At 58.0% G+C, this 24,278-nt stretch carries 23 protein-coding genes; 12 read left to right on the top strand and 11 right to left on the bottom strand.

Going from position 1 to position 24,278, the window contains the following annotated elements:
* The first annotated feature begins 41 nt into the window (after positions 1 to 41).
* Positions 42 to 1,331, top strand: coding sequence for an adenosylmethionine--8-amino-7-oxononanoate transaminase (gene bioA / locus HB664_RS09690; protein WP_375156383.1), 1,290 nt, complete (start codon positions 42 to 44; stop codon positions 1,329 to 1,331).
* A 48-nt stretch (positions 1,332 to 1,379) separates the two neighbouring features.
* Positions 1,380 to 1,856, top strand: a complete 477-nt coding sequence (locus tag HB664_RS09685) for a kinase inhibitor (protein WP_008501131.1) — start codon at positions 1,380 to 1,382, stop codon at positions 1,854 to 1,856.
* A gap of 97 nt (positions 1,857 to 1,953) precedes the next feature.
* Here the strand turns inward: HB664_RS09685 and hutH are convergent, their stop codons facing one another.
* The 5 genes from hutH to hutI form a co-directional block, all read right to left on the bottom strand.
* Complete coding sequence (hutH, locus tag HB664_RS09680) at positions 1,954 to 3,474, bottom strand: histidine ammonia-lyase (protein WP_219940714.1); 1,521 nt, start codon at positions 3,472 to 3,474, stop codon at positions 1,954 to 1,956.
* On the bottom strand, positions 3,474 to 5,159 hold the full coding sequence (gene hutU, locus HB664_RS09675; RefSeq protein WP_219940713.1) for a urocanate hydratase: 1,686 nt from the start codon (positions 5,157 to 5,159) through the stop codon (positions 3,474 to 3,476). The genes hutH and hutU overlap by 1 nt, the downstream gene beginning before the upstream one ends.
* Positions 5,160 to 5,286: 127 nt before the next feature.
* Positions 5,287 to 6,021 carry a histidine utilization repressor gene (locus HB664_RS09670; RefSeq protein ID WP_023310841.1) on the bottom strand — a complete coding sequence of 245 codons (735 nt, stop codon included), beginning with the start codon at positions 6,019 to 6,021 and terminating at the stop codon, positions 5,287 to 5,289.
* Positions 6,022 to 6,040: 19 nt separating this feature from the next.
* Entirely contained in the window at positions 6,041 to 6,979 is a 939-nt protein-coding gene (hutG, locus tag HB664_RS09665) for a formimidoylglutamase (protein ID WP_219940712.1), read from the bottom strand.
* Positions 6,976 to 8,199, bottom strand: a complete 1,224-nt coding sequence (gene hutI, locus HB664_RS09660) for an imidazolonepropionase (protein WP_219940711.1) — start codon at positions 8,197 to 8,199, stop codon at positions 6,976 to 6,978. The genes hutG and hutI overlap by 4 nt, the downstream gene beginning before the upstream one ends.
* Before the next feature lie 226 nt (positions 8,200 to 8,425).
* Here hutI and HB664_RS09655 point away from each other — a divergent pair, with 226 nt between their 5' ends.
* Entirely contained in the window at positions 8,426 to 9,709 is a 1,284-nt protein-coding gene (locus tag HB664_RS09655; RefSeq protein WP_219940710.1) for a putative acyl-CoA thioester hydrolase, read from the top strand.
* A gap of 77 nt (positions 9,710 to 9,786) precedes the next feature.
* Here HB664_RS09655 and pgl read toward each other — a convergent pair whose 3' ends face one another.
* Positions 9,787 to 10,782 carry a 6-phosphogluconolactonase gene (gene pgl, locus HB664_RS09650; RefSeq protein ID WP_219940709.1) on the bottom strand — a complete coding sequence of 332 codons (996 nt, stop codon included), beginning with the start codon at positions 10,780 to 10,782 and terminating at the stop codon, positions 9,787 to 9,789.
* Positions 10,783 to 10,922: 140 nt separating this feature from the next.
* On the opposite strand from pgl, the gene HB664_RS09645 reads away from it, so the two are divergent.
* Positions 10,923 to 11,741, top strand: a complete 819-nt coding sequence (locus HB664_RS09645; protein WP_126795114.1) for a pyridoxal phosphatase — start codon at positions 10,923 to 10,925, stop codon at positions 11,739 to 11,741.
* Here HB664_RS09645 and modC read toward each other — a convergent pair whose 3' ends face one another.
* From modC to HB664_RS09625, 4 genes are all read right to left on the bottom strand, one after another.
* On the bottom strand, positions 11,742 to 12,800 hold the full coding sequence (gene modC, locus HB664_RS09640) for a molybdenum ABC transporter ATP-binding protein ModC (RefSeq protein WP_219940708.1): 1,059 nt from the start codon (positions 12,798 to 12,800) through the stop codon (positions 11,742 to 11,744).
* Positions 12,801 to 12,802: 2 nt separating this feature from the next.
* A complete protein-coding gene (gene modB, locus HB664_RS09635; RefSeq protein ID WP_033144966.1) occupies positions 12,803 to 13,492 on the bottom strand; it encodes a molybdate ABC transporter permease subunit in 690 nt (229 codons plus the stop codon).
* The gene (modA, locus tag HB664_RS09630) at positions 13,492 to 14,265 is read right to left on the bottom strand and encodes a molybdate ABC transporter substrate-binding protein (RefSeq protein WP_219940707.1); all 774 of its coding nucleotides are present in this window, start codon (positions 14,263 to 14,265) and stop codon (positions 13,492 to 13,494) included. The genes modB and modA overlap by 1 nt, the downstream gene beginning before the upstream one ends.
* A 178-nt stretch (positions 14,266 to 14,443) precedes the next feature.
* Positions 14,444 to 14,593 (bottom strand): AcrZ family multidrug efflux pump-associated protein, encoded by a 150-nt coding sequence (locus HB664_RS09625; protein WP_023310811.1) that lies wholly within the window; start codon positions 14,591 to 14,593, stop codon positions 14,444 to 14,446.
* 127 nt (positions 14,594 to 14,720) lie between these two features.
* On the opposite strand from HB664_RS09625, the gene modE reads away from it, so the two are divergent.
* From modE to gpmA, 7 genes are all read left to right on the top strand, one after another.
* Positions 14,721 to 15,509, top strand: a complete 789-nt coding sequence (gene modE, locus HB664_RS09620; RefSeq protein WP_069303832.1) for a molybdenum-dependent transcriptional regulator — start codon at positions 14,721 to 14,723, stop codon at positions 15,507 to 15,509.
* 67 nt (positions 15,510 to 15,576) lie between these two features.
* Positions 15,577 to 17,049, top strand: a complete 1,473-nt coding sequence (gene modF, locus HB664_RS09615; RefSeq protein ID WP_219940706.1) for a molybdate ABC transporter ATP-binding protein ModF — start codon at positions 15,577 to 15,579, stop codon at positions 17,047 to 17,049.
* A gap of 201 nt (positions 17,050 to 17,250) precedes the next feature.
* On the top strand, positions 17,251 to 18,267 hold the full coding sequence (gene galE, locus HB664_RS09610; RefSeq protein ID WP_023334950.1) for a UDP-glucose 4-epimerase GalE: 1,017 nt from the start codon (positions 17,251 to 17,253) through the stop codon (positions 18,265 to 18,267).
* 9 nt (positions 18,268 to 18,276) lie between these two features.
* Positions 18,277 to 19,323 (top strand): galactose-1-phosphate uridylyltransferase, encoded by a 1,047-nt coding sequence (gene galT, locus HB664_RS09605; RefSeq protein ID WP_219940705.1) that lies wholly within the window; start codon positions 18,277 to 18,279, stop codon positions 19,321 to 19,323.
* Between the two features lie 3 nt (positions 19,324 to 19,326).
* Positions 19,327 to 20,475: a galactokinase gene (galK, locus tag HB664_RS09600; RefSeq protein ID WP_029739550.1), complete on the top strand. Its 1,149-nt coding sequence runs from the start codon at positions 19,327 to 19,329 to the stop codon at positions 20,473 to 20,475.
* Positions 20,469 to 21,509, top strand: coding sequence for a galactose-1-epimerase (gene galM, locus HB664_RS09595; protein ID WP_219940704.1), 1,041 nt, complete (start codon positions 20,469 to 20,471; stop codon positions 21,507 to 21,509). The genes galK and galM overlap by 7 nt, the downstream gene beginning before the upstream one ends.
* A gap of 206 nt (positions 21,510 to 21,715) precedes the next feature.
* The gene (gene gpmA / locus HB664_RS09590) at positions 21,716 to 22,468 is read left to right on the top strand and encodes a 2,3-diphosphoglycerate-dependent phosphoglycerate mutase (protein WP_033144959.1); all 753 of its coding nucleotides are present in this window, start codon (positions 21,716 to 21,718) and stop codon (positions 22,466 to 22,468) included.
* A gap of 62 nt (positions 22,469 to 22,530) precedes the next feature.
* On the opposite strand, the gene aroG is transcribed toward gpmA, so the two are convergent.
* Complete coding sequence (gene aroG / locus HB664_RS09585) at positions 22,531 to 23,583, bottom strand: 3-deoxy-7-phosphoheptulonate synthase AroG (RefSeq protein WP_219940703.1); 1,053 nt, start codon at positions 23,581 to 23,583, stop codon at positions 22,531 to 22,533.
* A 304-nt stretch (positions 23,584 to 23,887) separates the two neighbouring features.
* Between aroG and HB664_RS09580 the strand changes: the two genes are divergently transcribed.
* On the top strand, positions 23,888 to 24,268 hold the full coding sequence (locus HB664_RS09580; protein ID WP_032661161.1) for a protein YbgS: 381 nt from the start codon (positions 23,888 to 23,890) through the stop codon (positions 24,266 to 24,268).
* Positions 24,269 to 24,278 lie beyond the last annotated feature (10 nt).

Raw genomic sequence — 24,278 nt, 5'->3', positions numbered from 1 at the left:
TCGTAAACCTAAAACTTTTCAAAATGGTTTACAAGTCGATTATGACCCAGGACGATCTCGCCTTCGACAAGCAGCATATCTGGCACCCTTACACCTCCACTACCCGCCCTCTTCCCGTCTATCCGGTGGCCTCGGCCCACGGCTGCGAGCTGCACCTCGCCAGCGGCGAGCGGCTCGTTGACGGGATGTCTTCGTGGTGGGCGGCCATTCACGGGTACAACCACCCGCGCCTGAATGCGGCGATGAAGGCCCAGATTGACCAGATGTCGCACGTGATGTTTGGCGGGATCACCCATCAGCCCGCGGTGGATTTATGCCGTCGCCTGGTGGCGATGACGCCTGAATCGCTGGAGTGCGTGTTCCTGGCCGATTCCGGCTCCGTGGCGGTGGAAGTGGCGATGAAAATGGCGCTGCAGTACTGGCATGCGAAGGGCGAAACGCGCCAGCGCTTCCTCACCTTCCGCAACGGTTATCACGGGGATACCTTCGGGGCGATGTCGGTGTGCGATCCGGACAACTCCATGCACAGCCTGTGGAAGGGCTATCTGCCGGAAAACCTGTTCGCCCCTGCCCCGCAGAGCCGTTTCGACGGCGAGTGGAACGAGATGGACATGGTCGGTTTCGCGCGGCTGATGGCGGCGCATCGCCATGAAATCGCAGCCGTGATCCTGGAGCCGATTGTGCAGGGCGCAGGCGGAATGCGGATGTACCACCCGGAATGGCTGAGGCGCATTCGCAGGATGTGCGACCGCGAGGGCATTCTGCTGATTGCCGATGAGATCGCCACCGGCTTTGGCCGCACCGGCAGGCTGTTTGCCTGCGAGCATGCGGGCATTGCGCCGGATATTCTGTGTCTGGGTAAAGCGCTGACCGGGGGCACCATGACGCTCTCCGCCACGCTCACGACCCGCCAGGTGGCCGACACCATCAGCGACGGCGAGGCGGGCTGCTTTATGCACGGCCCGACGTTTATGGGCAACCCGCTGGCCTGCGCCGTCGCAAGCGAAAGCCTTGCCATTCTGGAGAGCGGCGAGTGGCAGACGCAGGTTGCGGCGATTGAGGCGCAGCTGAAAGATGAACTGAGCGCCGCCTCGGGCGCGAATTTTGTGGCAGACGTGCGCGTGCTGGGCGCCATCGGCGTGATTGAAACCACCCATCCGGTGAATATGGCGGCGCTGCAGCGCTTCTTCGTGAACCAGGGCGTGTGGGTACGGCCCTTCGGCAAGCTTATCTACCTGATGCCGCCGTACAGCATTACGCCGGAGCAGCTGCGTAAATTAACCGACGCGGTTGTAACAGCCGTTAACATTCCCGCGCATTTCACGATGTAACCCTATGCATTACACTTGCTGAACGAGCGATCAACGAGGGTAAACCGTATGAAAATCATCAGTAAAGATCTGCGCGACGGTGAAAAACTGCCGGAACGCCACGTATTCAACGGCATGGGGTATCAGGGAGACAACATCTCCCCGCACCTGGCGTGGGACGAGGTTCCGGCCGGAACCAAAAGCTTTGTCGTGACCTGCTACGACCCGGATGCGCCGACCGGCTCCGGCTGGTGGCACTGGATTGTGGCGAACCTGCCTGCCGACACGCGCGTCCTGCCGCAGGGTTCCGGTTCAGACCTGGTTGCCCTGCCTGAAGGCGCCATTCAGACGCGCACTGACTTTGGTAAAGCGGGCTACGGCGGCGCGGCGCCGCCAAAAGGGGAAACCCACCGCTATATCTTCACGGTGCACGCGCTGGATGTGGAGAAGATTGAGGTCGATGAAGGGGCGAGCGGCGCGATGGTCGGGTTTAACGTGCATTTCCATTCGCTGGGCAGCGCGTCGATTACGGCGATGTATTCATAATAGTGCGGGCTGATGCCCTCACCCCGGCTCTCTCCCACAGGGAGAGGGAGAAAACCGGGCAATTCCCTCTCCCTTTGGGAGAGGGTTAGGGCAAAAATCACAGCACTGAAGGTAGCAGTCCTACAAGGCTTCCCTCTTCCAGAAGCTGCATCGCCTTATCAATATCCGGCGCAAAGAAGCGGTCGTCATCGTAGTGCGATACGAGCTCGCGCAGCGCATGACGCGCCTGCTCCAGCAGCGGGCTGGATTTTAACCCTTCACGCAGATCGACACCCTGACATGCCGCCAGCCACTCCACCGCCAGCACGCCGCGGGTGTTGGAGGCCATTTCCCAGAGACGACGCCCGGCAGCCGGCGCCATCGAAACGTGATCTTCCTGGTTCGCTGACGTTGGCAGGCTGTCCACGCTGTGCGGGTGCGACAGGGCTTTGTTCTCGCTCGCCAGCGCCGCCGCGGTCACCTGGGCAATCATAAAGCCCGAGTTGACCCCGCCGTTACGCACCAGGAACGGCGGTAGCTGGGACATATGTTTATCCATCATCAGCGCGATGCGGCGCTCGGACAACGCGCCGACTTCGGCAATCGCCAGGGCGATATTATCCGCCGCCATTGCCACCGGCTCGGCGTGGAAGTTGCCTCCGGAGACCACCTCGTTTTCGTGAGCGAACACCAGCGGGTTGTCGGACACCGCGTTGGCCTCCACCAGCAGCACTTCTGCCGCCTGACGCAGCTGCGTCAGGCACGCGCCCATCACCTGCGGCTGGCAGCGCAGGGAATACGGATCCTGCACCTTTTCACAGTTGTGGTGTGAATCCGCGATCTCGCTGGTGTCGGTAAGCACGTGACGGTACATCGCGGCGGCATCAATCTGCCCGCGCTGACCGCGCACCTCGTGGATGCGGGCATCGAACGGGCGGCGCGAGCCCAGCACGGCTTCGGTAGTCAGCGCACCGCACACCACCGCCGAGGCAAACAGATCTTCCGCTTCAAACAGGCCGCGCAGCGCGAAGGCGGTCGATGCCTGCGTGCCGTTCAGCAGCGCCAGCCCCTCTTTCGCCGCCAGGGTGATCGGGTTTAGCCCGGCTTTTTTCAGCGCCTCTTTCGCAGGAAGCCACTCGCCCTGCCAGCGCGCTTTGCCTTCGCCCAGCAGCAGCAGCGACATGTGCGCCAGCGGCGCAAGATCGCCGGATGCGCCAACGGAACCTTTTGCCGGGATCCACGGATAGACTTCCGCATTGACCAGCGCCATCAGCGCCTGAATCACGCTCAGGCGAATGCCGGAGAAGCCGCGGGCCAGGCTGTTGATTTTGAGCACCATCATCAGACGGACAATCTCATCATCCAGCGGCTGACCCACGCCCGCCGCATGTGACAGCACCAGCGAACGCTGTAAGTTTTCCAGATCGTGTGTCGCGATGCGGGTCTGCGCCAGCAGGCCAAATCCGGTGTTAATCCCGTAGGCGGTGCGCCCTTCGGCAACGATGGCTTCGACGCAGGCGACACTGTCGTTAATGGCGGCGTGGGCACTTGCATCCAGCGAAAGGGTGACCGGTTTACGCCAGACGTTACGCAGCTGCTTGAGCGTCAGCGAGCCGGGAGTGAGTGTTAATGCGTTCATTAATGCTTTCCTTGTGTGGCAGGGATCATCGGCAGGTTAAGGCCCTGCTCTTTGGCACAGTCAATGGCAATTTCGTAACCCGCATCCGCGTGACGCATCACGCCGGTGGCCGGGTCGTTGTGCAGCACGCGAGCGATACGCGCGGCGGCTTCATCGGTTCCGTCGCAGACGATGACCATCCCGGAATGCTGGGAGAAGCCCATCCCCACGCCGCCGCCGTGGTGCAGCGACACCCAGGTCGCGCCGCTGGCGGTGTTCAGCAGAGCGTTCAGCAGCGGCCAGTCGGAGACCGCATCCGAGCCGTCGCGCATGGCTTCGGTTTCGCGGTTCGGGCTGGCGACGGAGCCGGAGTCCAGGTGATCGCGACCGATGACGATCGGCGCGGAGACTTCACCGCTGCGCACCATTTCGTTGAAGGCGAGGCCGAGTTTTTGACGCCACTCCAGCCCTACCCAGCAGATACGCGCCGGCAGGCCCTGGAAGTTAATGCGCTCGCGGGCCATGTCCAGCCAGTGATGCAGGTGTTCGTCATCGGCGACGATCTCCTTCACTTTGGCGTCGGTTTTGTAGATGTCCTCCGGGTCGCCGGACAGGGCAACCCAGCGGAACGGACCGATGCCGCGGCAGAACAGCGGGCGAATATAGGCAGGAACGAAGCCCGGGAAGTCGAACGCGTTATTCACGCCCATCTCTTTCGCCATCTGGCGGATGTTGTTGCCGTAGTCAAAGGTCGGAATGCCCATCTGGCTGAAGGCCAGCATGGCGGAGACGTGCTCGGCCATGCCGCGTTTCGCGGCAAGCACCGTGCCTTCCGGGTCGGTTTCCGCTTTTTGCTGATATTCTTCCCACGTCCAGCCTTTTGGCAGGTAACCGTGCAGCGGGTCATGGGCGCTGGTCTGGTCGGTGACCAGATCCGGACGCACGCCGCGGGCGACGAGCTGCGGGAGAATGTCCGCCGCGTTGCCGCACAGGGCAATCGACACCGCTTTGCCTTCGGAGGTGTATTTTTTGATGCGCGCCAGCGCATCGTCCAGATCGGTTGCCTGCTCATCGACGTAGCGGGTGCGCAGACGGAAATCAATGCGGCTCTGCTGGCACTCAATGTTAAGCGAGCACGCACCGGCAAGCGTGGCGGCCAGCGGCTGCGCGCCGCCCATGCCGCCGAGACCCGCGGTCAGCACCCAGCGGCCTTTGAGCGAGCCGTTATAGTGCTGGCGACCGGCTTCCACGAAGGTTTCGTAGGTGCCCTGCACGATCCCCTGGCTGCCGATGTAGATCCAGCTACCCGCGGTCATCTGGCCATACATCGCCAGCCCTTTCGCGTCCAGTTCGTTGAAATGTTCCCACGTGGCCCAGTGCGGCACGAGGTTAGAGTTAGCGATCAGCACGCGCGGCGCGTTTTTGTGCGTTTTGAACACGCCAACCGGCTTGCCGGACTGCACCAGCAGGGTTTCGTCGTGTTCGAGTTCGGTCAGGGATTTTACAATTGCGTCATAGCATTCCCAGTTGCGCGCGGCGCGGCCAATGCCGCCGTAGACCACCAGCTCGTGGGGGTTTTCCGCCACCTCAGGGTCGAGGTTGTTCATCAACATGCGCAGCGGGGCTTCGGTGAGCCAGCTTTTGGCGGTAAGCGTGGTGCCGCGCGCAGCGCGGACGTCCTGCTGGCGGTATTTACCTGACGACATTGTGTGCTCCTCATAGGGGACAGATGATGCATTTAGATATACTTGTATAGACAAGCACACACAAGGTCATATTTAACAAAAAAGATACAATTTTGTTATATTGCGTTAGCGATCACGCTTATAAAACTTATGACATGAAGTGGCCCTGCAGCCGGTAGCGATTCCCCGGGAAAAGCAGCCGGGCATGCGACACAATGTGCGACGAGGACCAGGTTCGACGGCGGATCAGCAGGCACGGATCGTGCTCTTTAATGCGTAGCCTTTCGCACTCCTGCGGCGTGGCGCGCACGGCCTCCACAATGTGCTCCCCTTCCGTCAGCGGTGCGACGAGCGAGAGATAGGCATGCGGCGTGGTCTGGGTGTAATCCTGGTTCAGATAGTCCGGTATCCGCTCAGCGTTCACGCAGCGATCTTCAATCTGCACCGGAATGTCGTTTTCGAAATGCACCATCACGGAGTGGAAGATGCGGCTTCCCTCCTTGACGTTAAGCTCCGTGGCCTGCTCGGCGCTGGCCTGGGTCTCTTCGAGCACCAGCACCTCGCAGCGGTGCTGATGATTACGCGCGGCTATCTCGTCCGCAATGCTGCGGATTTCAAACAGCGCCGACTGTCCTTTCGGTTCCGCCACAAACGTCCCCACGCCCTGCAGGCGCACCAGAAGCCCTTCGTCGGTCAGCTCGCGCAGCGCCCGGTTGACGGTCATCCGGCTAAAACCAAACTGCGCTACCAGCTCGGCCTCCGAAGGAATGCGATCGTGCGGGCGCCAGACGCCGGTAGCGATTTTTTCGCTAATTGCCTGCTTCACCTTTTCATAGAAAGGCGCGGGAGGGCTCGACTGCGGCAGAGGTGAGCGTGAAAACATCGTGACTCCTTGAATAGTGTTATGCCCACCAGTGAGCAATTTGCCAGGCCAGGCGGGCGGCGAGCTTAGCGCCCTGCCCGTCCCGATCGTACTGCGGGTTAAACTCTACCAGATCGGCGGCCTGTAGCTTACCGCTACGGCAGATTTGTTCGATAACCGGGAGAAGATCCAGCGCCGGTATGCCTAACGCAGCCGGTGCGGACACGGCAGGCATTTCGCTGGCGGGCAGGACGTCCAGATCGATCGTCAGATAGATACGATCGGCCTGCGCCAGCACCCTTTCCAGCGCGGATAGCGCATCGCGCCTGAAATGGAGATCTTCCACCAGCGTGACGTTCAGGCGTTCGGCCTCATCCCACAGCGCCAGCGTGTTCGCCGCCCGGCTCACGCCAAGGCAGGCGTAGTGAAATTCCCGCCCCCGCTCATCGCAGTAGCGCGCCAGCTGGCGAAACGGGGTGCCGGATGTGGCCTGGTCGGCCTTGCGCAGATCGAGATGGGCATCAAGGTTGATAATGACAACCCGCTCGTTCGGGAAGGCCTCCAGCACGCCGCGACCGTGCGCCCACGCGGTTTCGTGCCCGCCGCCAAAGACCAGCGTGCGCATCCCGGACTGCTGACAGGTCGTGACGGCATCGCTTAACGCCTGCTGTGCCGCTTCCAGCTCGCCGCCTTCAACGTACACCGAGCCCATATCCGCCAGCCGGTCATGCCCCTGATGGCTTGCCATATTTGCCAGCGCCTTTCGCAGCATATCCGGTGCCTGCACGGCGCCGGGCCTGCCCTGATTGCGTTTTACCCCTTCATCACATTCAAAGCCTATCAGCGCGATGCCGGATGAAAGCGGCGTGAACTGGCCCTGCTGCTTTATCGTCTGGAAAATGCGCTTTGCACTGCTGGCCTCGGCGCTGTCATCTCGCCCCTGCCAGACGGTTTTGGCTACGGGCCGCCATAACTTCATACTGCCTCCCCACGGAAAATACGTTGATACAGCGGGTTGCGTCCCGGCTCGTAGACCATCTCAACCGGATGATGTGCATCCCAGACGATAAAATCGGCGACAAACCCTGCCCTGAGTTGTCCGTGGGTTGCGCCACGGCCCAGCGCCTGCGCGGCATGCCGCGTGACGCCAGCCCAGGCCTCTTCAGGGGTCAGACCAAACTGGACGCAGGCCATGTTCATCGCCAGGTGCAGGCTCGCAAACGGGCTGGTGCCGGGGTTATAGTCGGTGGCGACGGCCATCGGCACGCCCTGTTTTCTGAGCTGTTCAACCGGTGGACGCTGGCGCTCCTGCAGAAAATAGAACGCACCCGGCAACAGGACGGCAACCGTGCCGCTTTCCGCCATCGCCTGAACGCCTGCGTCATCGAGATACTCAATATGATCGGCGGAAAGCCCCTTATATCGGCTGACCAGCGCCGCGCCGCCCTGATTCGACAGCTGTTCGACATGCCCTTTCACCGGGATACCGAGCGTGGCGGCGGCCTTGAAAAGTCGCTCGGTTTGCGACGGGGTAAAGCCGACGTTTTCACAAAACACGTCGATTGCTTCATATAACTCTTTTTGCCACAGCGTGGGCAGTATCTGCTCGCAGACCAGCGTGAGGTAGGCATCCGGATCCTGCCGGTATTCCGGCGGAACCGCATGGGCCGCCAGCAGCGTTGGGCTGATATCGATCGGATTATTGAGGCCCAGCTGGCGGGCAACCTGCAGCATCTTCTCTTCGGCCTCGGCGTTGAGCCCGTATCCCGATTTGATTTCAACGGTCGTCACGCCTTCATTCATGAGACGCTGGAGCCGCTGCTGCGCCAGTTTCAGCAAGGTTTCGGCTGAGCTGCTGCGCGTCGCCGTCACGGTAGCGTTAATCCCGCCCCCCTGGGCGCTGATGGTTTGATAAGAGACGCCGTTCAGGCGCTGCTCCCACTCCGCCGCGCGGTCGCCGCCAAATACCAGATGGGTGTGGCAGTCAATCAGGCCAGGCGTGACCAGACGTCCCTGAAGATCGACACAGTGTCGGTGTCCCGAAGGAATGTCAGATTCAGGGATCGCGGCCAGAATAGTGTGGCCGCGCACGACCAGGGCGTGTTGCTCTTTCAGTCCATAAGGCGCAGGTACGTCCGGCGCCATCGTAGCCAGTCGCGCATTTCGCCATATTACATCGTCGGGATGAATCTGCTGCATGGGGCATTCCACTTGTCTTAGGTTGTATAGACATTTATTTGCATCCACCGTCTACTGTCAACCGCCTTGACTGAAAATGTTATTTATTTGTGATCACCTACCTGCCGCTCCGGGGCTAAAAATGCAACTTTTACCCTTTTTATCTTCCCGTTTCGCTCAACTTAGTATAAAAAAGCAGGCTATTTCGTCTATCCCGTTTAAGACTTGCATACCCAGGAGCTCTACCTTGAACATTTCCAGGATTTCCCGTCTGGCGTTAGCACTCGCCTTTGGCGTGACCTTATCCGCATGCAGTTCAACACCACCGGATCAGCGTCCTTCTGAGCAGGTTGCGCCCGGTACCGCCTCCCGCCCGATTTTGTCCGCTGATGAAGCGAAGAACTTCGATCGTGCGCACTACTTCTCGGCAATGGATCCTAACGCTGCGCCGTGGACACCGTCTTCTATTAACCTGCCTAAACAGCCTGACTTCGTGGTTGGCCCGGCGGGTGCGCAGGGCGTAACGCATACCTCTATTCAGGCTGCGGTTGATGCTGCCATCACTAAACACAGCGCGTCTCGCCAGTACATCGCGATCCTGCCGGGTGAATATGAAGGTACCGTGTATGTTCCGGCAGCCCCTGGCAGCATTACGCTTTACGGTCTGGGCGAAAAAGCGATCGACGTAAAAATTGGCCTGGCGATTGATTCCGAAATCGACAGCAACACCTGGCGTCACCTGGTGAACCCGGCCGGTAAATATATGCCGGGCAAACCGGCTTGGTACATGTTTGATAACTGCCAGAGCAAGCGTTCCGCCACCATTGGCGTGATGTGCTCGGCGGTGTTCTGGTCTCAGAATAACGGTCTGCAGCTGCAGAACCTGACCATTCAGAATACCCTGGGCGACAGCGTTGATGCCGGCAGCCACCAAGCCGTTGCGCTGCGTAGCGATGGCGATAAGGTGCAGATTAACAACGTCAACATTCTGGGCCGTCAGAACACCTTCTTCGTGACCAACAGCGGCGTGCAGAACACCCTGCAGAATAACCGCCTGACCCGTACTCTGGTGACCAACAGCTACGTTGAAGGTGACGTGGATCTGGTGTCCGGTCGCGGCGCGGTGGTGTTTGATAATACCGATTTCCGCGTGGTGAACTCCCGCACTCAGCAGGAAGGTTACGTGTTTGCTCCGGCAACCCAGTCTAACCTCTTCTACGGCTTCCTGGCCGTGAACAGCCGCTTTAACGCTGCCGGTGACAGCGTGGCGCAGCTGGGACGCTCCCTGGACGTGGACTCTGCGACCAACGGTCAGGTCGTGATCCGCGACAGCGTGATCAATGAAGGCTTCAACATGGCGAAGCCGTGGGCTGATGCCGCGATCTCCAAACGTCCATTCTCCGGCAATACCGGCGCGGTGGATGATAAAGGGAACGTGCAGCGCAACCTGAACGACGCTAACTTCAACCGCATGTGGGAATACAACAACCGCGGTCTGGGTAGCAAAGTGGTTGCTGAGCCGAAGCAGTAAGCTGTTTTGCCCGGTGGCGCTGCGTTTACCGGGCATAAAAAAACCTCGCATTCGCGAGGTTTTTTGTTTTTAGCCGCTTAGTGAGCGTTTACCACCACCCACATTGGCCCCTGGCCTACGGCATAACGCCCTTTCTCTTCCAGCAGCCCCTGCTCGCCTTTAATTTCATACAGCGCGATGTGGTGGGATTTCTGCCCCGCCGCAATCAGGTATTTACCGCTGTGATCGATATTAAAGCCGCGCGGCTGGGTTTCCGTTGGCTGGAACCCTTCAATCGCCAGCACGCTGCCGTCTTCAGAGATGCTAAAGACGGTAATCAAGCTGGAGGTACGGTCACAGGCGTACAGATGGCGGCCATTTGGCGTAATGTGGATATCCGCCGCCCAGCGGGTATCGGAGAAATCAGACGGCATCATGTCCAGCGTCTGCACGCACTCAATCTGACCGTTTGGATCTTTCAGCTCCCATACGTCCACAGAGCTGTTCAGCTCATTGACCACGTAGGCGTACTGCTGGTTCGGATGGAAGACCATATGACGCGGACCGGCGCCTTCAACGGTAGTCACTTCGGCAGGATTCTGCGCCACCAGGTGACCATCGTCGCTCAGGGTGAACAGGCAGATACGATCCTGCTTCAGCGCAGGCACCCACAGCGTGCGGTTATCCGGAGAGATATTCGCCGAGTGGCAGCCTTCAAGCCCTTCCACCACATCCACGGTTTCGACCGGAATACCATCTTCCAGACGCGTTACGCTGACGCAGCCCGCGTTATAAGAGCCGCTGAAGACAAAGTTGCCTTTACGTTCGGTCGAGATATGGGTTGGGCTGCCCGGCAACGGGGCTTCGGCAGTGTACGTCAGCGCGCCATCGTCCGGAGAAATGCGATAGGCCAGCACGCGGAACTCCGGGCGCACACCCACGTACAAGAAACGTTTATCCGGGCTGATGACCATCGGTTGCACCTGGCCTGGCACATCAACAACCTGAACCAGCGTGAGTGTCCCTTCGGTATTTAAACGCCAGACGTGGATCTGCTGGCTTTCAGGACTGGCGGTATAAACGGTTTGTTTCATGAATATTCACTCCTCACTGCGCATGAAAGTAGTTAACTTTTGACGGTGAATGCTGAATTGTCGACAGGAGTTTTGAAGCGTTCGCTTCTCGGTGTACCATCCCATCAAAACGTAAATTCAATATTAACCCGGGAAAACAGATGACCTCGCGTGTGATTGCTCTGGATTTAGACGGTACCTTACTGACGCCGCAAAAAACCCTCCTCCCCTCCTCCCTTGAGGCGCTAAAACGCGCGCAGGAAGTGGGATATCAACTCCTTATCGTAACGGGTCGACATCACGTTGCCATTCACCCTTTTTATCAGGCACTGGCGTTAGATACACCTGCAATTTGTTGTAATGGCACTTATTTGTATGATTATCAGGCAAAAAAGGTTTTAGAATCCGACCCGCTGCCGGTTCCCCAGGCGCTGCAGCTGATCGATCTGCTGGATGAGCATGCCGTTCACGGCCTGATGTACGTGGATAACGCGATGGTGTACGAGCGCCCTACAGGCCACGTGGTGCGCACCAGCAACTGGGCGTTGTCCCTGCCTGAAGCGCAGCGTCCGGTCTTTACCCAGGTTTCCTCCCTGCGTCAGGCAGCCCAGGACGTTGAGGCTATCTGGAAATTCGCCCTGACCGATGAAGACACCACCAAACTGAATACCTTCGCAAAACACGTGGAACAAACGCTGGGTCTGGAGTGCGAATGGTCCTGGCATGACCAGGTGGATATTGCCCGCAAAGGCAACAGCAAAGGCAAGCGCCTGACGCAGTATGTGGAATCACAGGGCGGGTCGATGCGTGACGTGATCGCCTTCGGCGACAACTACAACGACATCAGCATGCTGGAAGCCGCCGGTACCGGCGTGGCGATGGGCAATGCCGACGACGCGGTAAAAGCCCGCGCCAACGTGGTGATTGGTGACAACACCACCGACAGCATCGCGCAGTACATTTATACCCACCTGCTGTAATCAGGCGGTGATCGAGACGCTCTTAATTTGCGCGTAAAGCCACAGGCCGGGTTTGATCCCTAACTCATCCCTCGCCCACGGGCTGATGCGCGCCCAGAGCGTCCTGCTGCCGACTTCAAGCTTCACTTCCACCTGCCCGTTATCATCAAAACACTCCGCGACTTTGGCGCGCAGAATATTTCGAATACTGGTTTGCAGCGGCGGCTGCAGCACCAGCGAGACGTCCGACGCCTTGATGCGAATTCGCAGCGCGGACTGTAGCGGTTTGTCGATCTTATTGACCCACAGATGCTGGTCGCCCAGCGCCAGGGCGGTCATCGCGTAGTGCGGGTGATGTTCCAGAACGCTCACTTTCAGGATGCTGCTCTGCTGTTCCCTGGGTAACCAGGGGTGCATTACGCTGCTGCCCCACACCTCTTCCAGGTTGCCGAAGGCCTTCACGCTGCCCTCTTCCAGCACCAGCACCTTGTCGGCCAGATGGAGGATCTCATCCAGCGAATGGCTAACGTAGAGCATCGGAATATTAATTTCGCGCGTCAGTCGCTGTAGATAAGGCAGAAGTTCGCGTTTACGCGGAATATCGAGCGAGGCCAGCGGCTCGTCGAGCAGCAGCAGCTCCGGGGCGGTCAGCAACGCGCGGCCAATGGCCACACGCTGTTTTTCTCCGCCGGAGAGTGAGGATGGCAGCCTGTCGAGCAGAGGCTCAATGCCTAAAAGCGTCACCAGCTTGTCAAACTGCCCGGCCATGCTTTTCGCCATGCCGTAACGCAGGTTGCCGCGCACGCTGTAGTGCGGGAACAGGCGCGCGTCCTGGAAAACATAGCCGATGCGGCGTTTATCCGGCGAGAGGTAAATTTTGTTCTCCACGTCATTCAGGACGCGGTCATTCAGGACAATACGGCCTGACTGCGGGCGGGTCAGGCCGCTGATGGCATTAATCAGCGACGTTTTTCCCGCCCCCGACACGCCAAAGATAGCGGTGATTCCGCTTGCCGGCAGCGTCTCGTTAAGCGTCAGGGTATGGTTTCCCAGCGTCTGGGTGAAATGGAGTTCCAGCATGCTTATTTCCCCATCCGCTCGCGGCTGAGCCGCGCCAGCCATTCAGACACCATCAGCGATACCAGCGCCAGCACAATAGAAATAATACACAGCCGCGCCGCCGCGCCTTCACCGCCCGGCGTTTGAATCAGGGTATACATTGCCGACGGGATGGTTCGCGTCTCGCCGGGGATGTTCGACACAAACGTGATCGTCGCGCCAAACTCGCCCAGCGAGCGGGCGAAGGCCAGCACCGTCCCGACAATAATGCCCGGCAGCGTGAGCGGAAGCGTGATGGTGAAAAAGACGCGCCAGCGCCCTGCGCCCAGCGTGCGGGCCGCCTGTTCGAGCTTCATGTCCACGCCTTCCAGCGCGAGGCGTATCGCCCTCACCATCAGCGGGAATGACATCACCGCCGCCGCCAGTACCGCACCGCGCCAGCTAAACGCAAACGTCAGCCCAAACCAGTCATAGAGCTTCTCGCCGATAAAACCGCGTCGCCCCATCGAAATCAGCAGCAGGTAACCGACCACCACGGGCGGCAAAACGAGCGGAAGATGCAGCACGCTGTCGAGCAGCGTTTTGCCGGGAAACTGACAGCGAACCAGTAGCCAGGCAAAGAAGATCCCAAAGGGCAAGCTCAGCGCAACCGCCAGGGAAGAGACTTTTAGGCTCAGCAGAACAGCCTGCCATTCAGGATCGGTCAATATCATCAGTGAGTCGTAAATCCATAACGTTTAAAGATTGCGGACGCCTCCGGCCCTTTCAGGTAATCGCGGAAGGCCGTCACGGCCGCATTTTTATGTCCATCAACAATCGCAACAGGATATTCCACTTTCTTGTGGGAGTCTTCCGGGAACGTTGCGACCACTTTTACACCTTTACTGGCAACGGCATCAGAGCCATACACAATGCCCAGCGGGGCTTCATTGCGTTCTACCAGCGCCAGCGCGCCGCGCACGTCTTCCGCCGGGGCCAGCTTCGGTGACAATGTCTCCCATGCACCCAGCTTTTGCAGCGCTTCTTTGGCATATATCCCGGCCGGAACGTGCTCCGGGTCGCCCACGGCCAGACGGCCACCGTTCAGCAGGCTCGCCCAGTGGGTCTCTTTGTTGATGGTGAAGTCCGCCTGCGCGCTGGCTTTTGGCGCCACGACAACCAGGCTATTCCCCAGCAGCGTTTCGCGGGTTGTGGCATCAATCGATTTCTTCTCCGTCGCGTAGTCCATCCACTTCTGGTCAGCCGAGATGAACAGATCCGCCGGTGCGCCCGCTTCTATCTGGCGCGCCAGCGTCGAGGAAGAGGCAAAAGAGGAGACCACCTCGACGTTTTTCTCTTTTTTATACGCCGCCGCGATGTCCTGCAGCGCGTTGGTCAGCGACGCCGCGGCAAAGACAGTGATTTTACCCTCGTCCGCCAGCGCGTGTCCGGTAAGTGAAAGCGTCAGCGTTGCCCCTGCGAAAAGGCGTACCCATGAACGTGCCATCTGTAACTCCTGTGAGTAGCGTTATATACATCTTAATATAACGATAACGTCAGGGAGATCCCAGCGTTTAATCGTACCGCTGAAGAGGTAAACCGGTGTGATGCGTTAAATAATATCGGCGTAGACGGGAAAATCTTGAGAGCAAAACGCCCGGACTCGCCGGGCGTTTTGTGGGGAATCAATGCTGCTTTTTAGCCTGGTCTTTGTGACCAATGTTCGAAAAGACGTTGAACACTTCACCCAGGCCGTAGATGGCACCGAGGATGATGGCCATCACTACTGGTACCATGATCACGGCGAATACCAGACTTTTCAACAACTCTAACATGGTTTTCTCCAGATATTGTGAACGGCTCATTCTACCCTTTCAAGTGAGAAAAACATCCCCTTTTGTGCGGTACCCTTTGCGCCCTGCACCATTTGGGTCACAATACTCTTTTTGCCAGGACACTGTTATGCAGGCCGAAATTCTTCTCACTCTACGACTTCAGCAAAAGCTTTTCGCCGATCCGCGACGTATCGCCCTGCTTAAACAAATAGAACAAACGGGCTCGATTAGCCAGGGGGCGAAAAACGCGGGTATCAGCTACAAAAGTGCCTGGGACGCCATCAACGAAATGAACACCCTGAGCGAACACCCGCTGGTGGACAGAGCCACAGGCGGCAAAGGCGGCGGCGGTGCGATCGTGACGCGCTATGGCCAGCGCCTTATTCAGCTTTACGATCTGCTGGCCCAGATCCAGCAAAAGGCGTTCGATGTGTTGAGCGACGACGATAACGTTCCGCTGGACAGCTTGCTGGCCGCCATTTCCCGCTTCTCGTTACAAACCAGCGCCCGCAACCAGTGGTTTGGTACGGTGACGGCGCGCGACAATCTGCAGGTACAGCAGCATATTGAGATCCTGCTTGCCGATGGCACCACCCGTCTGAAGGCCGCAATAACGGCGCAGAGCGCAGAGCGCCTTGAGCTCGATGAAGGTAAAGAGGTGCTGGTGCTGCTGAAAGCGCCGTGGGTCAATATCACGCGCGATCCCGACGCCGCAAAGGCGGCCGATAACCAGCTCCAGGGCGCTATTAGCCATATCGAACGCGGCCAGGCGCAGTGCGAAGTGCTGATGACCCTCGCAGACGGGCAACCGCTTTGCGCGACGATACCGCTTAGCGAAGCGGACGGTTTAGAAGAAGGTTCTGTCGTTACCGCCTGGTTCAACGCAGACCGGGTGATTATCGCCACATTGTGCTGAGCGCATTGACAATCGCGCCGACAGTGCGTATCCCTGATATCTATTGCTGCAAAAACAGGGATAAATCATGTCATCATTGCATATTTCGCAAGGCACGTTTCGTCTTAGCGATACCCGAACGCTGACGATTGCTGATTTAACGCTACGCGCGGGTGAAAGCTGGGCGTTTGTCGGCACTAACGGCAGCGGTAAATCCGCGCTGGCCCGCGCGCTGGCCGGCGAGCTCCCCCTCCTCAAGGGCGAATGCCAGGGCGACTTTACGCGCCTGACGCGCCTGTCATTTGAACAATTGCAAAAGCTGGTAAGCGACGAGTGGCAGCGCAATAACACTGATTTACTCAGCCCTGGCGAAGAAGATACCGGCCGTACGACGGCGGAAATTATTCAGGATGAGGTGAAAGATCCCGCCCGCTGTCAGCGCCTGGCAGAACGGTTCGGCATCACCGCCCTGCTCAACCGGCGCTTTAAATACCTTTCAACCGGCGAGACGCGAAAAACGCTGCTTTGCCAGGCGCTGATGAGCGAGCCCGAGCTGCTTATCCTCGACGAACCCTTTGACGGCCTTGACGTGCAGTCCCGTGCGCAGCTGGCGGCCCTGCTGGAGTCGCTTAATCAGCAGGGCTATACCCTGGTTTTGGTGCTTAACCGCTTCGATGAAATTCCGGACTTTATTCAGCACGCGGGCGTACTGGCCGACTGTAACCTGACCGAGACCGGTGAAAAAAACGCGCTGCTTAAGCAGGCGCTCATTGCCCAGCTCGCACACAGTGAACAACTCGACGGAATTACGCTTCCGGAACCTGACGCCCCTTCGGCCCGCCATGCGCTCGATCCCCACCAGCCGCGCATCGTACTGCGGGATGGGATTGTCTCTTATGACGATCGCCCGATCCTCAACCGTCTTAGCTGGACGGTCAATCCCGGCGAACACTGGCAGATTGTCGGCCCTAACGGCGCGGGAAAATCCACGCTGCTGAGCCTTATCACCGGCGATCACCCGCAGGGCTATAGCAACGATCTGACGCTGTTTGGTCGGCGTCGCGGCAGCGGCGAAACCATCTGGGATATTAAAAAACATATCGGCTACGTCAGCAGCAGCCTGCATCTGGATTACCGGGTCAGTACCACGGTACGCAACGCGATCCTTTCCGGGTATTTTGATTCCATCGGTATTTATCAGGCGGTGTCTGACAAACAGCACAAGCTCGCCCAGCAGTGGCTGGATATTCTGGGCATGGACAACCGGGTCGCTGACGCGCCGTTTCATAGTCTGTCGTGGGGGCAGCAGCGTCTGGCCCTGATCGTTCGCGCGCTGGTGAAACACCCTACGCTTCTGATCCTCGACGAACCGCTGCAGGGACTCGATCCGCTGAATCGCCAGCTTATCCGCCGCTTTGTGGACGTGCTGATTAGCGAAGGTGAAACGCAGCTGCTGTTCGTTTCACATCATGCCGAAGATGCCCCCGCCTGCATCACGCATCGCCTGGAGTTTGTGCCGGACGGTGAGGGTTATCGCTACTTTCTCAGTAACGTCGATTAACCGTGGAGGGCTCTGCCCTCCTCTTTTTCAGATAACTTGCATCAATACATGGCTATCTCTTTGATCTAGAATGCACTCAGTCATTGAAAAAGCGAGTGTGAAAACGAGTGTAAACGATTCCACTATTTTATCCCATGTCACACTTTTCGCGTCTCTGTTATGCTATGGTTATTACATACCATAAGCCCAATGGAGCGAAATATGCGAGTTCTGGTAACAGGTGGTAGCGGTTACATAGGTAGTCATACCTGCGTGCAACTGCTGCAAAACGGTCACGACGTCATCATCCTCGACAACCTGTGCAACAGTAAGCGCAGCGTGCTGCCGGTGATTGAACGCCTTGGCGGTAAACAACCGACTTTCGTGGAAGGCGACATCCGCAACGAAGCGCTGATGACCGAGATCCTTCACGACCATGCCATCGAAGCGGTGATCCACTTCGCGGGTCTGAAAGCGGTCGGTGAATCCGTTGCGAAGCCGCTCGAGTATTACGACAACAACGTCAACGGTACCCTGCGTCTCATCTCCGCCATGCGTGCGGCCAACGTCAAAAACTTCATCTTTAGCTCCTCCGCCACCGTCTACGGCGATCAGCCCAAAATCCCTTACGTTGAAAGCTTCCCGACCGGTACCCCGCAAAGCCCGTACGGCAAAAGCAAGCTGATGGTAGAGCAGATCCTGACCGACCTGCAAAAAGCACAGCCGGAGTGGAGCATCGCGCTGCTGCGCTACTTCAACCCGGTCGGCGCGCATCCGTCCGGCGACATGGGTGAAGATCCGCAGGGCATCCCGAACAACCTGATGCCGTATATCGCCCAGGTTGCCGTGGGTCGCCGCGACTCGCTGGCGATTTTTGGCAATGACTATCCGACCGAAGACGGTACCGGCGTGCGCGACTACATCCACGTGATGGATCTGGCCGACGGTCACGTTGCGGCCATGCAGCAGCTAGCCAACAAACCGGGCGTGCATATTTACAACCTCGGCGCCGGGGTCGGCAGCAGCGTGCTGGACGTGGTTAACGCCTTCAGCAAAGCCTGCGGTAAGCCGGTGAACTACCACTTCGCTCCGCGTCGTGATGGCGACCTGCCTGCTTACTGGGCTGATGCTACCAAAGCCGACAAAGAGCTTAACTGGCGTGTGACGCGCACGCTTGATGAAATGGCACAGGATACCTGGCACTGGCAGTCACGCCACCCGCAAGGCTATCCGGACTAAGGATCCGTCATGACGCAATTTAATCCCGTCGATCATCCGCATCGTCGTTTTAACCCGTTAAGCGGGCAATGGATTTTGGTCTCTCCGCATCGCGCCAAGCGCCCCTGGCAGGGGGCGCAGGAGACGCCTGCAAAACAGACGCTGCCACAGCACGACCCGGACTGCTTCCTCTGTCCGGGCAACACGCGCGTCACCGGGGATAAAAATCCGGACTACAAAGGCACCTTCGTGTTCACCAACGATTTTGCCGCGCTGATGACCGACACGCCGGACGCGCCGGAAAGCCACGATCCGCTGATGCGCTGCGAAAGCGCGCGCGGAACCAGCCGCGTGATCTGCTTCTCGCCGGATCACAGCAAAACGCTGCCCGAGCTGAGCGTGGACGCGCTGAAAGAGGTCGTCAGCACCTGGCAGGCGCAAACCGCAGAGCTGGGGCAGCGCTATCCGTGGGTGCAGGTGTTCGAAAACAAAGGCGCGGCCATGGGCTGCTCAAACCCGCACCCGCACGGCCAGATCTGGGCGAACAGCTTCCTGCCTAACGAAGCCGAGCGTGAAGACCGTCTGCAGAAAGCGTATTACGCGGAAAACGGTTCGCCGATGCTGGTGGATTACACCCAGCGCGAGCTGGCCGACGGCAGCCGCACCGTGGTGGAAACCGAACACTGGCTGGCCGTCGTCCCTTACTGGGCCGCCTGGCCGTTTGAAACGCTGCTGCTGCCGAAAGCGCACGTGCAGCGCATCACCGATCTTAGCGACGCGCAGCGCGACGACCTTGCCCTGGCGCTGAAAAAGCTGACCAGCCGTTACGACAACCTCTTCCAGTGCTCTTTCCCGTACTCCATGGGCTGGCACGGCGCCCCGTTTAACGGCGAAGGGAATCAACACTGGCAGCTGCACGCCCATTTCTATCCGCCGCTGCTGCGCTCTGCGACGGTGCGTAAATTCATGGTGGGCTATGAAATGCTGGCGGAAACCCAGCGTGACCTGACGGCGGAACAGGCGGCAGAACGTCTGCGTGCCGTTAGCGACGTCCACTATCGCGAATCAGGAGTTTAAAAAATGAGTCTGAAAGATAAAACACAATCCCTGTTTGCTGAGAAATTTGGCTACCCTGCCACCCACGTTATTCAGGCGCCAGGCCGCGTTAACCTGATCGGTGAACACACCGACTATAACGACGGTTTCGTGCTGCCGTGCGCTATCGATTACCAGACCGTCATCAGCTGCGCGAAGCGCGACGACCGTAAAGTTCGCGTGATTGCGGCGGATTACGGTAATGAGACGGACGAGTTTTCCCTCGATGCCCCGATTGTGACGCACGACAGCCAGCAGTGGTCTAACTACGTGCGCGGCGTGGTGAAACACCTTCAGAAGCGCAACAAGAACTTTGGCGGTGCCGATTTAGTTATCAGCGGTAACGTGCCGCAGGGTGCGGGCTTAAGCTCCTCTGCGTCCCTGGAAGTCGCCGTGGGTACCGTGTTCCAGCAGCTTTATCATCTGCCGCTGGACGGCGCGCAAATCGCCCTGAACGGTCAGGAAGCAGAAAACCAGTTCGTGGGCTGCAACTGCGGCATTATGGACCAGCTGATCTCCGCGCTGGGCAAAAAAGAGCATGCCCTGTTAATTGATTGCCGCTCGCTGGGTACCAAAGCCGTTCCCCTGCCGAAAGGCGCGGCTGTGGTGATCGTCAACAGCAACTTTAAGCGCACGCTGGTGGGCAGCGAATACAACACCCGCCGCCAGCAGTGCGAAACCGGTGCCCGCTTCTTCCAGCAGCCTGCCCTGCGCGACGTGACGCTCAATGAATTTAACAAAGTGGCGCACGAGCTTGATCCGGTTGTCGCCAAACGCGTTCGTCACGTGCTGACGGAAAATGCCCGTACCGTTGAAGCCGCGTCCGCGCTGGCAAAAGGTGACCTGAAACGCATGGGTGAGCTGATGGCGGAATCTCACGCCTCCATGCGCGATGATTTTGAAATCACCGTTCCGCAGATCGATACCCTGGTGGACATCGTTAAAGCCACCATTGGCGACAAAGGCGGCGTGCGCATGACAGGCGGCGGTTTTGGCGGCTGCATCGTTGCGCTGGTGCCAGAAGAGCTGGTTCCTGCCGTACAGGATGCCGTGGCGAAGCAGTACGAAGCAAAAACGGGTATCAAAGAAACCTTCTATGTTTGTAAAGCATCACAAGGAGCCGGACAGTGCTAAACGAAACACCTACCCTTGCACCGGATGGTCTGCCGTATCGCCTGTTAACCCTGCGCAACAGCGCGGGGATGGTCGTTACGGTGATGGACTGGGGGGCAACCCTTCTTTCTGCACGCGTACCGATGCCGGACGGCAGCGTGCGCGAGACCCTGCTCGGCTGCGCCTCGCCTGAGCAGTACATCAATCAGTCCGCCTATCTGGGCGCGTCCGTCGGGCGCTATGCTAACCGCATCGCGAAGAGCCGTTTTGAACTCGACGGCGTGCAGTACACCCTGCTTCCAAGCCAGGGTGAGAACCAGCTGCACGGTGGTCCGGACGGATTCGATAAACGCCGCTGGAAGATTGTTCGTCAAAACGATGGCGAAGTGCTGTTCTCGCTGGATTCGCCTGATGGCGATCAGGGCTTCCCGGGGAACCTTGTCGCGTCCGCGCGCTTTACGCTGACCGACGACAACCGTATCGCCATCGAATACCGTGCGACGGTCGATAAGCCGTGTCCGGTCAATCTGACCAATCACGCGTATTTCAACCTGGACGGTAGCCAGTGCGACGTGCGTAACCACAAGCTGCAGATCCTGGCGGATGCATATCTTCCAGTTGACGAGATGGGCATTCCGTATCAGGGCCTCAAAGACGTGAGCGGCACCAGCTTTGACTTCCGCAGCGCGAAGTCCATCGCCCAGGATTTCATGAGCGATGACGATCAGCGTAAGGTAAAAGGCTACGACCACGCTTTCCTGCTGCAGGCCAAAGGCGATGTGAAACAGCCTGCCGCACAGGTCTGGTCTGCGGATGAGAAACTGCAGATGACGGTTTATACCACAGCCCCTGCACTGCAGTTTTACTCAGGCAACTACCTCGGCGGGACGACGGCGCGCGAACACGATGAGTACAGCGACTGGCAAGGCCTGGCGCTGGAGAGCGAGTTCCTGCCGGACAGCCCGAACCATCCGGAATGGCCGCAGCCGGACTGCGTGCTGCGTCCGGGTAAAGAGTACGTGAGCGTGACGGAATATCATTTTATTCCACATTAATATCCAGCCCTCCCTCCGGAGGGCTTTTTTCTGCCCGCCTTGCTGAAAATAGCGCCGATCGCAGACAAAATCATAACCCTGGATTCACAAGCATCTTACACTCAGAGACTATTTTCGCTATGGTTAGGGTTAAGCGTTGCTGGTGGCACGGCCACGGCAATATAATGAGAATTGTTATCATTCTAAAAATGCTTGAGGAGTAAGAGATGGCTATAACTAAGCTGGTCCTGGTGCGTCACGGCGAAAGCCAGTGGAACAACGAAAACCGCTTTACCGGTTGGTACGACGTTGATCTGTCTGAGAAAGGCGTAAGCGAAGCAAAAGCAGCAGGTAAACTGCTGAAGGAAGAAGGCTTCAGCTTTGATTTTGCTTACACCTCTGTGCTGAAACGTGCCATCCACACCCTGTGGAACGTGCTGGACGAACTGGATCAGGCCTGGCTGCCGGTTGAGAAGTCCTGGAAACTGAACGAACGTCACTACGGTGCGCTGCAGGGCTTGAACAAAGCGGAAACCGCCGAGAAATATGGCGACGAGCAGGTTAAACAGTGGCGTCGCGGTTTCGCAATCACCCCACCAGAGCTGACCAAAGATGACGAGCGCTACCCGGGCCACGACCCGCGTTACGCGAAGCTGACCGACGCTGAGCTGCCAACCACCGAGAGCCTGGCGCTGACCATCGACCGTGTTGTGCCTTACTGGAACGAAACCATTCTGCCACGCCTGAAAAGCGGCGAGCGCGTGATCGTCGCTGCTCACGGTAACTCCCTGCGCGCGCTGGTGAAATACCTGGACAACATGGGTGAAGACGAAATCCTCGAACTGAACATCCCAACCGGCGTACCGCTGGTGTATGAGTTCGACGAAAACTTCAAGCCAATCAAACACTACTATCTGGGTAACGCAGAAGAGATCGCGGCGAAAGCAGCGGCTGTCGCGAACCAGGGTAAAGCGAAGTAACTTTCGCAAGGCATAAAAAAAAGCGCGGAGCCTTCCGCGCTTTTTTATTTGTGCCTGAGAATTCAGCCGCGGCGCGCTTTTACCGCATTCGCCAGCTGACGCAGGATGGTATCGGTATCGTCCCAGCCAATGCAGGCATCGGTGACGCTTTTGCCATACACCAGCGGCTCGCTGCCTTCCAGGTTCTGGTTACCTTCAACCAGATGGCTTTCGATCATTACCCCAATCACCGCCTTCTCACCGCCGGCAATCTGCTGGCAGACGTCTGCACCCACTTCCATCTGCTTTTTAAACTGCTTGCTGGAGTTGGCATGGCTGAAATCGATCATCACCTGCGGTGACAGCCCGGCTTTTTCCAGCCCGACCTTCACTTCCGCCACGTGTTTCGCACTGTAGTTTGGCTCTTTGCCGCCGCGCAGAATGATATGGCAGTCACCGTTACCGCTGGTGTTAACGATGGCGGAATGGCCCCATTTGGTCACGGACAGGAAGCAGTGCGGCGCACCCGCTGCGTTGATGGCGTCGATAGCCACCTTAATGGTGCCGTCAGTGCCGTTTTTGAAACCCACCGGGCAAGAAAGACCGGACGCCAGCTCGCGGTGAACCTGAGATTCGGTTGTGCGGGCACCAATTGCGCCCCAGCTCATCAGGTCTGCCAGATATTGTGGCGTAATCATGTCGAGGAATTCACCGGCCGCAGGCAGGCCGCTGTCGTTGATCTCCAGCAGCAGCTTGCGCGCAATGCGCAGGCCGTCGTTGATCTGGAAGCTGTTATCCATATGCGGATCGTTAATCAGCCCTTTCCAGCCCACGGTGGTGCGCGGTTTTTCAAAATAAACGCGCATCACGATTTCCAGCTCGTCCTTCAGCTCTTCACGGAGGGTGAGCAGACGGGCTGCGTACTCTTTCGCAGCTGCAGGATCGTGAATAGAGCACGGACCAATCACCACCAGAAGACGATCGTCATTACCTTTCAGGATCTTATGGATCGCTTTACGAGCATGAGAAACCGTATTTGCGGCATTTTCAGTGGCGGGGAATTTCTCAAGGAGCGCTACAGGAGGTAATAACTCATTGATCTCTTTAATACGTAAATCGTCGTTCTGATAATTCATTTTCTTTCCAGCTCTGCCATATCTTTAGTAATGAAAGCAATCCTTTCAATCTATCTTGTCGACCAGGAAGTGTAAACACGGTTTTACACTTCACGCAGATAATTCCTGGAATTCGCCTAAAAATCGCCACAAAATAGCGAAAAACGAGATCTAACCTAAGCTTTTTAACTGTAACAACCAATTTTACACGCTTAAACGCGATTCCCTACTGACGTAAGTCCGTAAGGCGGAATCTTTCGCCTCAGAAAAAGATGCACTGTTGGAGAATGTTATCCAGCGTAACGACAAGAACAGGAGCACCATGATGAAAATGACAAAACTGGCAACCCTCTTCCTGACCGCCACACTCACTCTGGCCAGCGGCAGCGTCCTGGCCGCGGAAACGGGCACATCAGACAGCAACGGTGATGCGAATGCCGCGGCAGCAGCAGGCCAGCCCGCACCTGATGCGAAACAGAATATCGCCCCGAATAATGTCGACAACAGCCAGATCAATACCGGCAACACTAACACCGGAGGCACCATGCTGCATCCCAACGGCAGTGGTTCCGGCACCATGAATCATGACAATATGAGCTCGGACGAGGTTCATAAGAACTCAATGTGCAAGGACGGCAAATGCCCTGACCCTAATGACAAAGTAGGAAACGACGCGAATACCAAAACCGATGGCACCACCCAGTAATGGGGATGTT

Source organism: Enterobacter sp. DNB-S2, from assembly GCF_019443845.1.
GTDB classification, from domain to species: domain Bacteria; phylum Pseudomonadota; class Gammaproteobacteria; order Enterobacterales; family Enterobacteriaceae; genus Enterobacter; species Enterobacter asburiae_B.
Note: the sequence above shows the minus strand (reverse complement) of the source record. Positions and strands in the feature narration are given on the sequence as shown.

Coding starts and splice junctions, on each gene's coding strand:
- modB (WP_033144966.1), bottom strand. CDS start 13,492: ATGATATTGACCGATCCTGAATGGCAGGCTGTTCTGCTGAGCCTAAAA.
- modC (WP_219940708.1), bottom strand. CDS start 12,800: ATGCTGGAACTCCATTTCACCCAGACGCTGGGAAACCATACCCTGACG.
- galE (WP_023334950.1), top strand. CDS start 17,251: ATGCGAGTTCTGGTAACAGGTGGTAGCGGTTACATAGGTAGTCATACC.
- hutU (WP_219940713.1), bottom strand. CDS start 5,159: ATGTCGTCAGGTAAATACCGCCAGCAGGACGTCCGCGCTGCGCGCGGC.
- hutI (WP_219940711.1), bottom strand. CDS start 8,199: ATGCAGCAGATTCATCCCGACGATGTAATATGGCGAAATGCGCGACTG.
- aroG (WP_219940703.1), bottom strand. CDS start 23,583: ATGAATTATCAGAACGACGATTTACGTATTAAAGAGATCAATGAGTTA.
- modF (WP_219940706.1), top strand. CDS start 15,577: ATGTCATCATTGCATATTTCGCAAGGCACGTTTCGTCTTAGCGATACC.
- pgl (WP_219940709.1), bottom strand. CDS start 10,782: ATGAAACAAACCGTTTATACCGCCAGTCCTGAAAGCCAGCAGATCCAC.
- hutG (WP_219940712.1), bottom strand. CDS start 6,979: ATGAAGTTATGGCGGCCCGTAGCCAAAACCGTCTGGCAGGGGCGAGAT.
- HB664_RS09645 (WP_126795114.1), top strand. CDS start 10,923: ATGACCTCGCGTGTGATTGCTCTGGATTTAGACGGTACCTTACTGACG.
- HB664_RS09580 (WP_032661161.1), top strand. CDS start 23,888: ATGAAAATGACAAAACTGGCAACCCTCTTCCTGACCGCCACACTCACT.
- HB664_RS09670 (WP_023310841.1), bottom strand. CDS start 6,021: ATGTTTTCACGCTCACCTCTGCCGCAGTCGAGCCCTCCCGCGCCTTTC.
- bioA (WP_375156383.1), top strand. CDS start 42: ATGACCCAGGACGATCTCGCCTTCGACAAGCAGCATATCTGGCACCCT.
- hutH (WP_219940714.1), bottom strand. CDS start 3,474: ATGAACGCATTAACACTCACTCCCGGCTCGCTGACGCTCAAGCAGCTG.
- gpmA (WP_033144959.1), top strand. CDS start 21,716: ATGGCTATAACTAAGCTGGTCCTGGTGCGTCACGGCGAAAGCCAGTGG.
- galK (WP_029739550.1), top strand. CDS start 19,327: ATGAGTCTGAAAGATAAAACACAATCCCTGTTTGCTGAGAAATTTGGC.
- HB664_RS09685 (WP_008501131.1), top strand. CDS start 1,380: ATGAAAATCATCAGTAAAGATCTGCGCGACGGTGAAAAACTGCCGGAA.
- HB664_RS09625 (WP_023310811.1), bottom strand. CDS start 14,593: ATGTTAGAGTTGTTGAAAAGTCTGGTATTCGCCGTGATCATGGTACCA.
- modE (WP_069303832.1), top strand. CDS start 14,721: ATGCAGGCCGAAATTCTTCTCACTCTACGACTTCAGCAAAAGCTTTTC.
- galT (WP_219940705.1), top strand. CDS start 18,277: ATGACGCAATTTAATCCCGTCGATCATCCGCATCGTCGTTTTAACCCG.
- modA (WP_219940707.1), bottom strand. CDS start 14,265: ATGGCACGTTCATGGGTACGCCTTTTCGCAGGGGCAACGCTGACGCTT.